The organism is Pseudomonas sp. GW821-FHT07E12, from assembly GCF_058986605.1.
Genome location: NZ_JBYSVX010000002.1, coordinates 1 through 14,688, shown reverse-complemented (window position 1 = coordinate 14,688; position 14,688 = coordinate 1). Strand labels below are relative to the sequence as shown.

Annotated in this window: 12 protein-coding genes; 6 read left to right on the top strand and 6 right to left on the bottom strand. The window is 65.6% G+C overall.

What is annotated here, in order from left to right; translation table 11 throughout:
* Window positions 1–25 precede the first annotated feature (25 nt).
* From pdxA to AC3WJE_RS01670, 6 genes are all read right to left on the bottom strand, one after another.
* Window positions 26–1,012 (bottom strand): 4-hydroxythreonine-4-phosphate dehydrogenase PdxA, encoded by a 987-nt coding sequence (gene pdxA, locus AC3WJE_RS01695; RefSeq protein WP_493729042.1) that lies wholly within the window; start codon window positions 1,010–1,012, stop codon window positions 26–28.
* 3 nt (window positions 1,013–1,015) lie between these two features.
* On the bottom strand, window positions 1,016–2,389 hold the full coding sequence (locus tag AC3WJE_RS01690) for a peptidylprolyl isomerase (protein ID WP_493729041.1): 1,374 nt from the start codon (window positions 2,387–2,389) through the stop codon (window positions 1,016–1,018).
* Entirely contained in the window at window positions 2,386–4,770 is a 2,385-nt protein-coding gene (gene lptD / locus AC3WJE_RS01685; protein ID WP_493729040.1) for an LPS-assembly protein LptD, read from the bottom strand. The genes AC3WJE_RS01690 and lptD overlap by 4 nt, the downstream gene beginning before the upstream one ends.
* A gap of 128 nt (window positions 4,771–4,898) precedes the next feature.
* Window positions 4,899–5,807 (bottom strand): histone deacetylase family protein, encoded by a 909-nt coding sequence (locus AC3WJE_RS01680; RefSeq protein ID WP_493729039.1) that lies wholly within the window; start codon window positions 5,805–5,807, stop codon window positions 4,899–4,901.
* Window positions 5,808–5,875: 68 nt separating this feature from the next.
* The gene (locus tag AC3WJE_RS01675; protein WP_493729038.1) at window positions 5,876–6,418 is read right to left on the bottom strand and encodes a cob(I)yrinic acid a,c-diamide adenosyltransferase; all 543 of its coding nucleotides are present in this window, start codon (window positions 6,416–6,418) and stop codon (window positions 5,876–5,878) included.
* A gap of 7 nt (window positions 6,419–6,425) precedes the next feature.
* Window positions 6,426–7,007, bottom strand: a complete 582-nt coding sequence (locus AC3WJE_RS01670; RefSeq protein ID WP_493729037.1) for a hypothetical protein — start codon at window positions 7,005–7,007, stop codon at window positions 6,426–6,428.
* A 568-nt stretch (window positions 7,008–7,575) separates the two neighbouring features.
* Between AC3WJE_RS01670 and AC3WJE_RS01665 the strand changes: the two genes are divergently transcribed.
* Genes AC3WJE_RS01665 through AC3WJE_RS01640 form a run of 6 tightly spaced genes read left to right on the top strand, consistent with a single transcriptional unit; the run spans window position 7,576 to window position 14,322 of the window.
* The gene (locus AC3WJE_RS01665; protein ID WP_493729036.1) at window positions 7,576–8,142 is read left to right on the top strand and encodes a GspH/FimT family pseudopilin; all 567 of its coding nucleotides are present in this window, start codon (window positions 7,576–7,578) and stop codon (window positions 8,140–8,142) included.
* The gene (gene pilV, locus AC3WJE_RS01660; protein ID WP_493729035.1) at window positions 8,132–8,623 is read left to right on the top strand and encodes a type IV pilus modification protein PilV; all 492 of its coding nucleotides are present in this window, start codon (window positions 8,132–8,134) and stop codon (window positions 8,621–8,623) included. Before AC3WJE_RS01665 ends, pilV begins: the two co-directional genes overlap by 11 nt.
* An 8-nt stretch (window positions 8,624–8,631) precedes the next feature.
* Complete coding sequence (locus AC3WJE_RS01655; RefSeq protein ID WP_493729034.1) at window positions 8,632–9,552, top strand: PilW family protein; 921 nt, start codon at window positions 8,632–8,634, stop codon at window positions 9,550–9,552.
* Window positions 9,549–10,088: a pilus assembly PilX family protein gene (locus tag AC3WJE_RS01650; RefSeq protein WP_493729033.1), complete on the top strand. Its 540-nt coding sequence runs from the start codon at window positions 9,549–9,551 to the stop codon at window positions 10,086–10,088. Before AC3WJE_RS01655 ends, AC3WJE_RS01650 begins: the two co-directional genes overlap by 4 nt.
* Window positions 10,085–13,906 carry a PilC/PilY family type IV pilus protein gene (locus AC3WJE_RS01645; protein WP_493729032.1) on the top strand — a complete coding sequence of 1,274 codons (3,822 nt, stop codon included), beginning with the start codon at window positions 10,085–10,087 and terminating at the stop codon, window positions 13,904–13,906. The genes AC3WJE_RS01650 and AC3WJE_RS01645 overlap by 4 nt, the downstream gene beginning before the upstream one ends.
* A complete protein-coding gene (locus tag AC3WJE_RS01640) occupies window positions 13,906–14,322 on the top strand; it encodes a type IV pilin protein (protein ID WP_493729031.1) in 417 nt (138 codons plus the stop codon). The genes AC3WJE_RS01645 and AC3WJE_RS01640 overlap by 1 nt, the downstream gene beginning before the upstream one ends.
* The last annotated feature ends 366 nt before the right edge of the window (window positions 14,323–14,688 follow it).

The following is a 14,688-nucleotide window of genomic DNA, read 5'->3' as shown; positions in this document are numbered from 1 at the left end:
GAGGGATGCAAGCACAAGCTTCGCTCTACGAGATGGCAGGCTTCTTCCGCGCCGCCGCGATCCGCGCACAGCATTCCACCGCCGCGAACAGGCTGGACGGATCGGCCAGACCCTTGCCGGCCAGATCCAGCGCGGTGCCGTGGTCGACCGCCACGCGCGGGTAGGGCAGGCCGAGGGTGATGTTCACCGCCTGCTCGAAGCCGCTGTACTTCAGCACCGGCAGGCCCTGGTCGTGGTACATCGCCAGCACCGCGTCGAAGTCCTTGAGCTTGCCCGGCAGGAACGCGGTGTCGGCCGGCAGCGGGCCGATCAGGCGCATGCCCTGATCGCGCAGCGCGGCCAGTACCGGCTCGATCACCTCGATCTCCTCGCGGCCCATGTGCCCGCTTTCGCCGGCGTGCGGGTTGAGGCCGAGCACGGCGATGGTCGGCTGCTCGATGCCGAAGTCATCGCGCAGCGCGGCGTTGGTGATGCGCAGTACCCGTTCGAGCAGCTCGGCGGTGATCGCGTCCGGCACCGCGCGCAGCGGCAGGTGGGTGGTGACCAGCGCGACCCGCACGATGTGGTTGGCCAGCATCATCACCACGTCGGTGTCGGCGCGGCGGGCGAGGTGCTCGGTGGTGCCGGTGTAGGCGATGCCGGCGGCGTTGATGCTGGCCTTGTGGGTCGGGCCGGTGACGATGCCGTCCAGTTCGCCACGCAGGCAGGCGTCGGAAGCGGCGTCCAGCGCCGCGATCACAGCAACCGCATTGCGCGGATCGGTGCTGCCGAAGAGGTTGGGGGCGGCGTTGCGGATCGCATGCAGCGGCAGATCGCCGGGGTCACGCGCGGATGCCGTCTCGGGCAGCAGGCGCAGCGGCAGCGACAGCGCCGCTGCGGCGGCAATCAGGGTGTCCGGATCGGCGAAGGCGAGCAGCCGGCAATCGGAGCGCGGCTGCTGCGCGAGGCGTACGCACAGCTCCGGGCCGACGCCGGCCGGCTCGCCTGGTACCAGCGCGAGCGTCGGCCGCATGACTCAGTTCTGCGGCGGCTTCGCCGGTGCGGCGGGAGCGCCCGGCGTAGCGGTCGCGTTCTCGTCGGTGCGGTCGCCGGTGCGGAAGCTCACATAGGCTTCGCCACGCAGTTCCTGCAGGAAGCGGTTGTATTCCTCTTCCAGCTTGCGGCGACCAATCGTTTCACGGACCTGGGCGCGTTCGTTCTGGCTGGTGACGTCGGTCTGGCGGGTACCGACGCGCTGCACGATGTGCCAGCCGGCATCGGTGCGGAACGGCTGGGAGACCTGACCGTCGCCGACGCCGTCGACCTGCTGACCAAAGGCCGGGCCGAACGCGTCGATCGGGAACCAGCCCAGATCGCCGCCCTGGCCGCGGCTGTTGGTGTCCTCGGACGATTCGCGGGCCACGGTCTGGAAGTCCGCGCCGCCTTCGATGCGTGCACGCAAGGTGTCGATCTTGGCCTTGGCGTCGGCGTCGCTCTGATTCTCGGTGATGCGGATCAGGATGTGGCGGGCGTGATACTCGGTGACCATCTGCTTCTGGCCGGAGGCCGAGCTGTCGCGCACTTCGACCAGCTTGAGCAACTGGAAGCCGCTCGGGCCACGCAGCGGACCGACCACCTGGCCGGGCTTCATGTCGTGGATCAGCTGGGCGAATGCGTTGGGGATCTCGTCCAGGCTGCGCCAGCCCAGGTCGCCGCCTTCCAGCGCGTTGGGGCTGTCGGAATAGCGGACCGCGGCGGCGGAGAAGTCCAGTTCGCCCTTGTCGACCAGGTTCTTCACGCCATCGGCCTTCTTCTGGCCGGTGGAGATCTGGTCGGCGGTGGCGCCGTCGGGCAGTGCGATCAGGATGTGCGCCAGGTGGTACTGGCTGCCACCGGTGGCCTGCTGGGCGAGGGCGGCATCGACCTCGCCTTCGCTGACGCTGATGCGGCTCTGCGCGAAGCTCTGGCGCAGGCGCTGCACGGTGATTTCATCGCGCACCGAGCTGCGGAAATCGCCGTAGGCCATGCCGTCGGCGGCCAGCTTCTGGCGCAGGCCATTGACGTCGGTGCCGTTCTGCTGGGCGATGCTGGCGATGGCGCGGTTGAGTTCGTCGTCGCTGACCCGGATGCCGCTGCCGTCGGCGCGTGCGACCTGCAGCTTGACCAGGACCAGGCGCTCCAGCACCTGCCTCTGCAGCACGTCATCGGGAGGCAGTTGGTCGAGGTGGCCGGCGTATTGGCCCTTGACATTGCGGACTGCGCGATCGAGCTCGCTCTGCAGTACCACGTCCTCGTCGACGATCGCGGCGATACGGTCCAGCGGTTGGCCTTGCTGTGCCGACACGGCAGGCGAGAACGTGCTGGAAACGGCCAGCACCGAGACAAGAAAAGCGGAGAGAGGCTTGATCATGGAATCTCGTTCGGATCGTAATCGTCCGGATCGGTCGTGGTGTTGCTGGGCGGTACCAAGTACAGGTCGTCGCGGTAATAGCCGAGAATAGCACGCCGCAAAGGACGGTCCGTGTTCTGGCCGATGGAGCTCAAACCCTTCAGCACGAATTCAACTTGGAAGGCCGTGTCGGTTTCGCCGGCGGTGTTGCGGATGTAGCGACGCAACACCGTGCGGACCGCCAGACAGCAGCTGTCCCACTGCAGGCCGCCGATGATTTCCAGCGGTTCCTTGTCCAGCAGCGAGTAGTAGTAGCGGCCGACCACGCTCCAGGTGGGATTGATCGGGTACAGGAAGGAGAAATCGGCCTGCTTGATCTGGTCGGTGCCGTCCGAGGCGTTGCGGCGGTAGCGGTAGGACAGGTTGATGATGCCGTCGTTGCCGATCAGGTAGCGGGTGCGGAAGCTGGCCAGATCTTCGCGCCGGTACTCCGGGTTCCATTGGTAGGTGCCACCCAGGCTCCAGCGGTCGTTGATCATGTAGCTGGCATCGGCGACCCAGGCCGACTTGCCTTTGTTCACCGCTTGCTCGCTGCTGTCGAGGGTGACCAGGGAGTCCTCGAAATACAGGATCTGACCGGCACTCAGCGACAGTTTCTCTTGGCCATCGGACTGGCGCAGCCAGCGCGAGGTCACCGCCAAGGTCATCTGGTTGGCGTCGTTCTGGCGGTCCGCGCCGCTGTAGCGGGTGTCGCGGAACAACTGGCTCCAGCTGAAGGTCAGCGTGCGCGTGTCGAACAGCGGCAGATCGCTCTGGTCGCGGTAGGGCACGTATAGATAGAACAGGCGCGGTTCCAGCGTGTTGAGGTAGGTGTCGCCGAATACGGTGGTTTCGCGGTCGAAGTAGAGACCGGCGTCGAGCGAGGCGATCGGCAGGCTGCGGGTCGGCGTGCGGTTGCCGTTGAGCTGATCGGCCAGGCCCTTGTCCAGCTCGTAGGCGGTATAGCGCCAGGCCAGCGTCGGGGTGATGAACCAGGCCGCGCCCGACAGCGGGAACGAGATGTACGGCTTGATGTCCAGCCGCGAGCCGCCGTAGTAGTACTTGTTGATGGTGTTGGTGCGGGTGTAGTTGCCGTCCGCATCCTCGGTGACCGCGTAGGAATCATCGTGGGTGAAGCGCACCGCCTCGGCGGAGATGCCGGCCTCGAACCAGTGCGCGAACGGCTTGTCCCAGGTGAAGTACAGCCGCGGCTGGCGGTTGTAGGCCAGCGAGGTCTCGTCCAGCGTGTAATCGGTGAGCTGCCAGCGGTCGGCCATGATGCCGGCAGTCCATGTGTCGCCGGTACCGTAGATGCCGACCGTACTCTCGATGCTCGATGAGGAGGACACGCCGTTGAGGCGGTTGCTGAAGTCCTCCATATAGCGGGTGTCGCTGACCCAGCGCAGGCTGGAACGCGCCTGCCAGTGCGAGTCGATGTTGTGGTAGCCGTCGTAACGGAAGCTGCCGCGATCCTTGTCGCGCAGTTCGTCATCGGGCATGTAGGTGGCGAGCGCGGTGCCCTTGCCGCCGTCGTACAGGTAGCGGAACTCGTTGCCGAGCATCCAGCCGCGCGAGCTCATGTAGCGCGGATACAGGGTGTCGTCGTAGTTCGGCGCGAGGTTCAGGTAGATCGGCTGGGTGTAGTCGAAGCCGTTGCGGCTGGACATGCCCAGCTCCGGGTACAGCAGGCCGGTCTGGCGGCGGTCGTCGATCGGGAACTTGAACCAGGGCATGTACAGCACCGGCACCTTGCCGATCTCCAGCACCGCATTGCGGGCGGTGCCGAAGCCTTCCTCGTTGTCCACGTCGATTTCCGGCGCACGTAAGCGCCAGATCGGCTGTGACGGATCGCAGGTGGTGTAGGTGGAGCGATGCATCTGGCCGACCGCTCCCTGGATGTCCACGGTGCGCGCCACGCCGTTGCCGCGCCGGTCCACCAGCTGGTACTGGATGTTGGTGACCTTGTGGGTGTCGCTGTCCTGGTTGCCTTCCGCGCGGTCGGCAACCATCCGGATCGAGGCGTCCTGGTAGCGGACATGCCCGTCGGCGATGTAGTTGCCGCTGTCGGTATCGAAGCGCAGGTTGTCGGCATGCAGGTACTGGTCGCCCCGGTTGAGGGTGACATTGCCGCTGTACTGGGGCACGACGGTGGTGCCCGAGAGCTGGTCGCCTTCGATGTTGGTCTGTTGCTGGGTGCGGTCCAGGGCGGCCTGCTGCGGCGTGGCGGGCGGGATCGCCTCGAAACCCGGGAGCGGTTCCGTGACCGGGCACAACCCCCAGTTCAAGGGCTTGTCGGCCGCCATTGCGGGCAGGCAGACGGCGATGCACAGGGACAGGGGCAGCAGGCGAGGGGCTCGGCGCACGCGGTCAGGTCGAGGTGAAAACGACGTTTAGCTTGCCCGATGCACTGCATGGGGGCAATGAAGGCGCTGTCGCGGGGACGGAGGAGATTCAGGCCGGACCTGGCCCGCCCGGAATTTGATGACACATCTCAGCGCAGCGCGGCCACGTGCGCCACGCTGGACTCGCGCAGCGCTTCCAGGTCGTAGCCACCCTCCAGCATCGATACCACCCGGCCGCCGGCATGGCGGTCGGCGATGCGTCGCAGCTCCCGGGTGACCCAGCCGAAGTCCTCGGCTTCCAGCATCAGATCGGCCAGCGGATCGCGTCTGTGCGCATCGAAGCCGGCGGAGATCAGCAGCAATTGCGGCTGGAAGGCATCGACCAGCGGCAGCATCTGGTCGGCCCACAGGTTGCGGAAGCGGAAGCCGTCGCTGCCCGGTGGCAGCAGGGCGTTGTGGATGTTGCCGACGCCGCGCTCGTAGGTGCTGCCGGAATGGGGATACAGGCCGGACTCGTGGCTGCTGAGGTACTGCACGCGCGGGTCGCGCTCGAAGATCGCCTGGGTGCCGTTGCCGTGGTGGACGTCGAAATCGACGATCGAGATGCGTTCCAGGCCGTGGACGTCGCGGGCATGGGCGGCGGCCACGGCGATGTTGTTGAACAGGCAGAAGCCCATCGAGGCCTGGCCGGTGGCGTGGTGGCCTGGTGGGCGTACTGCGCAGAACACGGTGCTGGCCTGACCGTTCATCACCGCGTCCACCGCCGCGGTCCCGGCGCCGGCGGCGCGCAGGGCGGCCAGGTGCGAGCCGGGCGACATCACGGTATCGACGTCGATCCTGTGGTGGCCGGTGAAGCGGGGTTCCAGGATGGCATCGATCTGCTCGCGCTCGTGGACCCGGCTGAGGTCGCCGAGCTTGGCCAGCGGTGCTTCGCGCCATTCCAGGTCCGGGAAGGCAGTGTGCAGCGCGGTGGTGACTTCGCGCAGGCGGGCCGGACGTTCGGGATGGTCGGGGCCTGGATCGTGGTCGAGGCAGGCTGGGTGGGTGAAGACGAGCATGAGGAAATATCAAGGTTCGTGTTTGATCCCCGCACATGGATGTGCGGTGCTCTTGCGGGGGACTCGCACTATCTCCGCCAGAGCACCTCGCCTTCGCCGGCGTCGCGGGCCAGTACGCGGGCCAGCACGAACAGCAGGTCGGAAAGGCGGTTGAGGTAGCCGATCGCTTCCGGCCGGACCGGTTCCTGGCGTGACAGGGCCACCGCTTCGCGTTCGGCACGGCGGACGATGGTGCGCGCCAGGTGGCAGCGCGCGGCCGCCTCGCCACCAGCCGGCAGGATGAATTCCTTCAGTGCCGGCAGATCGGCGTTCAACGCATCCAGGTGTTGTTCGAGCGCGGTGATGTCATCGGCCTGCATCGCGGCGTGCCCGGGGATGCACAGTTCGCCACCGAGGTTGAACAACTGGTGCTGGATCGTGGTCAGCAGCTCGCGGACCGGTGCGGTCAGGCCAGGTGCGGCCAGCAGCAGGCCGATCGCCGAGTTCGCTTCGTCCACGGTGCCGTAGGCGCAGACGCGCAGGGCGTCCTTGCCGGTGCGGCTGCCGTCGCCGAGACCGGTGCTGCCGTCGTCGCCGGTGCGGGTGTAGATCCTGGAGAGACGGTGACCCATCGCCGGCTCAGTGGGCCAGCGGCCGGGGCTGTGCGCGGTTACCGAGGCGTTCGGCAGCCCATTGCACGGCGGCGGCGATGGCGACGTACAGCGCGGCGGTGCGCAGGTACGGCAGGAACCAGTCGGCGTAGTTCCTGGCCCAGCCGGCGAGGCTGGGATCGGGCACGTTGGCGCTGGTCCAGTAGAAACTGCCCTGCGAGAGCAGGTGGCACAGCGCGACCGAGGCAAGCAGGGCCAGCGCGGTGCGTCCCAGCGCCGGCAGGCTTGCGCCGCTGTAGTGGCCGCGCAGCCAGGCGCCGCCGGCCCACATCGCGAAGTAGGCCGGGATCAGCGCGGCATAGCCGGGCGAGATGCAGTAGTGCTGCCAGAAGTTGATGCCCTGGCCGCTGATCACCGCCCAGTCGATCGCCACCGCCAGCGCCATCAGCAGCGGGAATGCCCAGCGCACCTGCCGGCGCAGCTGGAAGCCGGCAATGAAGAACACCGCCCAGGACGCATCCGGCACCGGCGCGAAGTGATTGATGCGGGTGGCGAGCATCAGGGCGGCGAGGACTATGAAGAGCGTGGCGGATCGGCGGGATTCGTTCATGGCGGGCGCGGGTGGTGGCGTGGCGAAGGTCGATCTTAGGACATGTCATCCCTTGTCGAGCGATGGCGGGTCCTGAGGGCGCGCTCGGTTGGGCATGGGGGCTGGTCCGGTGCTGTTCGAGGCAGGTGTTGCGAGAGGCAGGTAGGCGGGATCCGGCGAACGCCTGCTGCGCAACGGAGGGTGCGGCTTTGCTGCGCAATGTGATCGGTTCGACAGATCACTCCCATCTGCCGCGGGCGGGCGATGGGGCGGGACGCGCCGGATGAGCGATGTTCCAGTGGACTGTTTTCACCCCCGTCCGCCCTTCGGGCAGCTTCCCCCTGCAGGCGGGAGAAGGGAAAAACGACTGCTGTCGCTGTACTTGCCAGGTGCCCATGCGCGCTTCGTTGGCAATTCTTGTCCGTAAGTTGCCATCAAGAACATTGATTGCCATCGGACCGGAATGGGTACGCATTAAGTTCGCCCGACTGCGACAGACTTGGGGCTGGCGTGATGTTCCGGTTGGGGCCGGACACACGACGGGAATCCGCGCAGCGGCTGACCGGGGACTTGACGACGTATGACACAGATGGGGAGGCGAACGTGCCACCCGCGGCGCGAAGCCGGTTTCACGCTGATCGAACTGATGGTGGCGATTGCGGTGCTGGCGATCATGCTGGCGCTGGCGGCACCCAGTTTCAGCGCGCTGATCAACAGCAATCGGCTGGTCGGGCAGGTCAATGAGCTGGTCGCATCGGTGCAGCTGGCGCGCTTGGAAGCGATACGCCGCAACGCTCGCGTGGCGGTGTGCGGCAGCAGTGACGGCAGTACCTGCAACAGCTCTGCGACGGAGTGGACTTACTGGCTGGTGGTGGTCGTGTCCAGCAGCGATGTGCTGCACGCCGGCAAGGTCAAGGGCAGTGTCCAGCTGACCCCGAGCGCGGCGGTGCAGGACAACGATGATCAGGTGGTGTTCTCCGGTGACGGCCTGGCGCGTGACGCGTCCGGGTCGCTGCTGGCGGGCAGCATCGCGGTATGCCTGCCGACCACGCAGCCGGAACAGAACACGCGCCGTCTGACCATTGCCAGTGGAAGTCGGATGCGGACGCTCAGCGAGAACACCAGTGGCAGTTGCGGGGTGCCGGATGACGACTGATGCGCGATTCCGCAACACGCCGACGCATCTCGGTCGGACCTTCCAGCGCGGTGAACTGCTGATCGAGGTGCTGATCGCAGTGTTGCTGCTGAGCGTGGGCCTGCTCGGCATCGCCGCGATGCAGGCCGGTGCGCTGCGCAACAGCCAGAGCGCGTTGCAGCGCGGGCAGGCGGCCACGCAGATCCACGCGATCCTGGATGCGATGCGCGCCAACCGTACCAACGCGCTGGCCGGCAGTTATGCGATGAGCCGGACCTGCTCGGTGCCATCGGGAAGTGGTCTGGCCGGTACCGATCTGAGCACCTGGATGACAGGCGTCCAGGAAACACTCGGCTCGACCGCCTGCGGCACGGTGTCCTGTACCAGCACGGTCTGCACGGTCGTCGTCGATTGGGACGACAGCCGCGCCAACGATGCCGGCAGCGATGGTGTGACCACCGGCGATAGCGCCTACACCCTCACCGTGAGTGCGCGGCTATGAGGCGATCCATGCAAGGTGCGCGGCGCAGCGATGGCTTCAGTCTTATCGAACTGATGATCGGCATGCTGCTGGGGCTGATTGTGACCGCCGCGGCGATCGGTATCTTCCTGTCGAACCAGCAGACCTACCGCGCCACCGAGGGCCTGGGGCGCGTGCAGGAAAACCTGCGCACCGCCTACGAGCTGATGGCGCGCGATCTGCGCGCGGCCGGCGGCAACACCTGCAACGATCTGCCGGCGAACTTCAAGAACAAACTGACCAGTGACACCAGCGAATGGTGGGGTGCGCTGGCCAGCGCCGACTGGAGCAGTGCGATCAAGGGCTACGCCAGCACGGTCGGGTTCGACGTGGGCGGGCCGTCCTTCGGCACGTCGGAGGGCGAGCGCCTGAGCGGTAGCGCGGCGATCGAGCTGTTCTCCGGCGGCGATCTGGCGGCCAGTGTTGCCTCGGACAGTGGCAGCGCGTTCACGCTGAACAGTTCCAGCCACGGTTTCGTCAGCGGTGACGTGCTGCTGGTCTGCGATACCAACAACTCGGCGATCTTCAACGCCACCACGGTCTCGGGCACCAGCGTCAGCCACACCACCTCGATCAGCTATGCCGCCAATGCCACGGTGTCGCGCCTCAACGCGGTGCGCTGGTACATCGCCTACAACGGCAACGGCGGCACGTCGCTGTATCGCTCGCGGGTGTATGCGGGCAGCGAGCGCCAGGAGGAAATCGCCGACAACGTATCCGCGCTCGACCTGCAGTACCTGATGGACGGCGGGACCGAATACGTAGACGCCAGCGAAGTCACCGACTGGTCGTCGGTATTGGCGATACGGGTGAGCTTGAGCATCACCAGCCCGGACAAGGTCAGCACCGACGGCACGGTGCTGACCCGCACTTCCACGCACGTGGTCGAACTGAGGAACCGCAACGCATGAGCGCGCCCCGGCATGCGTCACCCCGTGGCCAGCGTGGCGTCTCGCTGCTGGTGGCCTTGATCCTGTTGTTGATGATGACCCTGCTGGGGTTGGCGGTACTGCGCACCACCACGCTGGAAGAGCGCATGAGCGCCAACATGCTGGACCGCACTTATCAGTTCCAGGCGGCGGAATCGGCGTTGCGGCAGGCCGAGGCGCTGATCGCGGCGGGCAGCATCACGGTGCCGAGCAGCGGTTGCACGTCCGGAGTCTGTGCCACACCCACCGCTGGCGACAGCGATCGCTGGCTGGACAGTAGCTTCAGTGGCTGGGTCAGCAGCGATGGCACCGGCAACCACGATGATGCCATCACCACGCAGTACTTCATCGAGTACATGGGCGATGGCGCCTATGGCCCGGCATGCACCACTTCAAAGTCCACCGCGGCCGCGACCGATCCCAACTGCTCGATGCTGCGCTACCGGGTGACCGCGCGCAGCCAGGGGGACGGCCGCGCCGCGGTGATCGTGCAGAGCAACTACCTGACAGCCCAATGACCCCGCGCCCAGCCCCCTTCCAGAAACCGTCGCTGCCGCATCGCGCAGCCCGTATCGCGGGCTATGCACTGCTGGCGCTGTTCGCCGGGCCGGTGGTCGTCGAGGCGGCGACCACCGGGCTGACCATCCCGGACAGTCCGTTGATCACCGATGCGCAGGTCGCGCCGAACATCCTGTTCGTGCTCGACGATTCCGGATCGATGGCTGACGGCTACCTGCCTGACGACGTGCCCAAGGTCGGCGCCACCTCGGCCGGCAGCGGCAGCTTCAGCCAGACCTGCGACAGCTACACCAACAACGCATCGGTCGACTATCTGGCGTGCAGCGCCTACCCACGCAACACGCTCTACTACAACCCGGCGACGACCTACGAGCCGTGGACGCTGCCGGACGGCAGCCTGATGACCGGCGGCACCAGCTACACCTCGGCCTATTCCAACACCTTGTATGTGCCCTACAGCGCCACCGGCCCGGCAGGCAATGGCACCGTGGTCACGACCAGCGCCACCACCGATCTGTCGGGCAGCGTGCAGAATTTCTACGTTCCCAAGGACACCACCAGCACCGACAGCACCACCTACCTGGCGACCGCGACCAACTACTACCGCTACCAGATCCAGACCGATGGCACGGTATGGCGCAGCGAGTACCTGGCCTACAGCTCGAGCAACACCACGGGCACCACGACGTCGGGAACACTGGCCAGCGCGGTTTCCGCCAGCAGCGGAAACTACCTGGGGGCGTACACCATCACCGTGCCGTCGGGGGTGTCGTCACTGACGATCTCCACATCGAGCACGTCGTCCTGCAGCAACAACAACCGTTGCGCGGATCTTTACGTCAAGCTCGGCAGCAGCCCGACCACGAGTTCGTACGGCTACCGCTCGATCAACAACGGCAACACCGAGTCGATCACCATCAGTTCGCCCAGTGCCGGCACCTGGTACGTGCGGCTGTACGCGCAGAGCACGTTCAGCAGCGTCACGTTGAGCTACAGCTACACCACCAGCAGCCACGGCTGCGACACGAGCACCAGCGGCTACGGCTGGCGCAACTGCACCGAGGTGACGCCAACCGGTCGCACCGAGGCGAACGAGCGCATCAACTACGCCACCTGGTACTCCTACCACCGTACCCGCAACAAGGCGGCCAAGGCAGGTGCCAGCGCAGCCTTTGCCGAGCTGGGCGACGACGTGCGGGTGGGATTCCGCACGATCTGGGGGCGGGGTGCCTGTGGTGGCAGTAGCGGCAGCAACTGCACCTACAGCTATTCCAACACCTACAACATGCCGACCCAGGATCTGCCGATCCCGGTCAACTACAACAACGGCCTGTTCTCCGACACCGGGAGCAGCAGCAATTCGTCCGCGTACAACAACCGGACCCAGTGGTACAGCCGGCTGTTCACCGCCACCGCCAGTAGCGGTACGCCGTTGCGCTTGGCATTGCAGAATGCCGGCACCTATTTCAGCAGTTCGGATTCGACCGGGCCTTACGGCCCCGAGTCCAGCACGGATCAGTACGTCTGCCGACAGAACTTCACGATCCTGACCACCGACGGCTACTGGAACGAGAGCTACAGCAACAGCACGATCGGCAATGCCGACAACACCAGCGGCAGCACCATCACCAGTTCGAGCGGCAGTACCTATACCTACTCTCCGGTCGATCCGTACAAGGGCGGGCTGGCTTCGGACAGCACGTCGACATTGGCCGACGTGGCGATGTACTACTGGAAGACCGATCTGCGGACCGATCTTGCCAATGCCGTCCCCACCAACTCCGACGATCCGGCGTTCTGGCAGCACATGACCACCTTCGCGATCGGCCTTGGTCTGAGCGGCACCGTGGACCAGACCACCGTCGATGAAGTGCTGGCCAACGGCACCGCCACGGTGGATGGCGTGTCCGGCTGGCCGACGCCGGTCAACAACACCATCACTGCGGTGGACGACCTGCTGCATGCCGCGGTGAACGGTCATGGCGCGTACGTTGCGGCCAGCAGTCCCGACGAGTTCGCCGAAGGCCTGACCGCCGCGCTGGCGACAGTGACCGAACGCACCGGTTCGTTCTCCAACGTCACCGCCGAGAGCGCCAGCGTCAGCAGCGACAACTACCTGTTCTCGGCCAGTTATGTCTCCGGCACATGGACCGGACAGCTGATTGCCTGCGCGGCGACCGCGAGCAGTTGCAGTGCGAGCACGGCGATATGGAAGGCGACCACCCAGCTGGCGAGCGTGGATGCGAGCGATCGCAACATCTTCACCTACGAGAGCAGCGCCGGCGCGGTCTTCCCCACCACCACCCAGCAGACCACGCTGGGCGGTTCGGACATCACCGACTACCTGCGCGGCGACCAGAGCAACGAACTGCAGAACGGTGGCAGCTACCGCAACCGCAGTACGGTCCTGGGCGACATCGTCGATTCCTCGCCGACCTACGTGACCGCCACCGACACCGTCTATACCGGCGCCAACGACGGCATGCTGCATGCGTTCGATGCCAGCAGCGGTGACGAGCTGTTCGCTTACGTTCCCGCCGCGGTCATCGGTTCGGACCTGGCGACACTGGTCAGCACCGACTACTCGCACAAGTACTTCGTGGACGGCCCGATCACGGTCTCCACCACCTCGCAGACCAGCAGCAAGAACATCCTGGTCGGCACGCTCGGTCGCGGTGGCAAGGGCCTGTATGCGTTGAACGTGACCAGCCCGAGCAGCTTTGCGAAGAGCGACGTGCTGTGGGAGGTCACCGAGACCACCAACGGCAACATGGGCAAGATCATCGGGCAGCCGTTCATCGCCAAGCTCAACAACGGCGTGACTGCGCTGGTGACCGGCAACGGCATCAACAGCTCCACCGGGCATGCGGTACTGCTGATCTACAACGTGCTTACCGGCGCCCTGATCAAGGAGATCGACACCGGCGTTGGCGGCACCACCACGGCCACCACCAACGGCCTGTTCGCGCCAACCGGCTGGGATGACGACAGCAGTGGCACGGTCGACTACGTCTATGCCGGCGACCTGCAAGGCCATGTCTGGAAGTTCGACCTGTCTTCGACTACGGCCAGCAGCTGGACGGTCGGCAACGATGGCGACTCGCTGTTCACCGCCACCGACAGCGACGGCACCGCGCAGCCGATCACCGGCGGCATGCTGGTCGCGGAGAAATCCAGCACAGGCGATACCTGGGTGTTCTTCGGCACCGGCAAGTACATCGAGAGCGAGGATCTTGAAGACACCTCGGTGCAGACCCTGTATGGCGTCATCGACGAAAGCGAGGACAGCAGCGGCACCACGCTGACGCGCAGCAGCCTGACTGCGCGAGGTCTCCACCAGACGACCAGCACCTCGACCAGCGAGACGGTGCGCTCGTTCGATGCGCATGCTTCGCTGCCGTCCGGATCGGATGGCTGGTACGTCGATCTGGTCGTCAACAGCGACGAGGAAGGCGAGCGCATCATCAGTACGCCGCTGAGCTACGGCAGCTACCTGATCGTCAGCAGCATCATCCCCAGCAGTGACGGCTGCACGTCCAATGGCACAGGCTGGGTCTATTCGCTGGACATGTTCACCGGTACCAGCAGCTCCACGTCCTACTTCGATCTGGATAGCAGTGGCAGTACCAGCAACGACACCACGGCGCTTGGCACCGCGGTCGGTGGCGTCTCCACCAGCAGCGGCATGGCGTCGGTGGCGGCGCTGCTGAACGGCAAGCTGGTGGTCGGTGATTCCAGTGGCAGCACCACCACCAAGTCCACGGTCAAGGCCAGTTCCAGCCGTGTGTCGTGGCGCGAAATCCGCAAGGAGGATTGATGAACGGTAGTTCCCGCCGCCGGCGTTCCGGCGGCTTCACCCTGATCGAGTTGATGATCACCGTGGCGATCATCGCCATTCTTGCGGCGATTGCTTATGCGAGCTATCAGTTTGCGGTGGTCAAGGGGCGACGCAGTGCTGCGGCGGTGTGTCTGCAGGAGCGAGCGCAGTTCATGGAGCGCTACTACACGACCAACATGACCTATGTCGGCGCGTCGGATCCGCCCGCATGCGATACGGTCTCCAACTTCTACGCAATGGCCTTCGCTGAGGACTCCACGGCGACCACCTTCGTGATCAGCGCGACACCGCAGGGGGCGCAGGCGACAGCTGACACCAAGTGCGGGACGTTGACGATCAATCAGGCGGGTACGCGTACGGCTAGTCTTGCTTCCGATGCGGGTGAGTGTTGGTAAGGGGGAGGCTGGCTCCCTTGGTGAGGGAAGTGGATGGGTGCTTCATAGGGTGGGGCTTGTGCTTGCTCCCTTTTGGGGCTTTGCCGCTTTTCGGGAGATTGTGATGGGATGGCCCCGATTTTCTGGGGGTCTGGTCATCGTTGTCCGCGCGTAGGCGGGGGCGAAGCGCCGCTGTTTGCGAGCCACTGGCTCGCGTGGTGCTTAGCGCCATCGGGCTGTGCCCGATGGTCGGGGATCGAAGATCCATGGACGTTGCTTGTTGGGTTTGGAGTAACGGCAACAGCAACAGCAACGGCTTTCGCTCCTTCGGAGCGAGTCACCTTTCTTTGCTCGTGCAAAGAAACGTAACCCAAAGAAACACGCCCC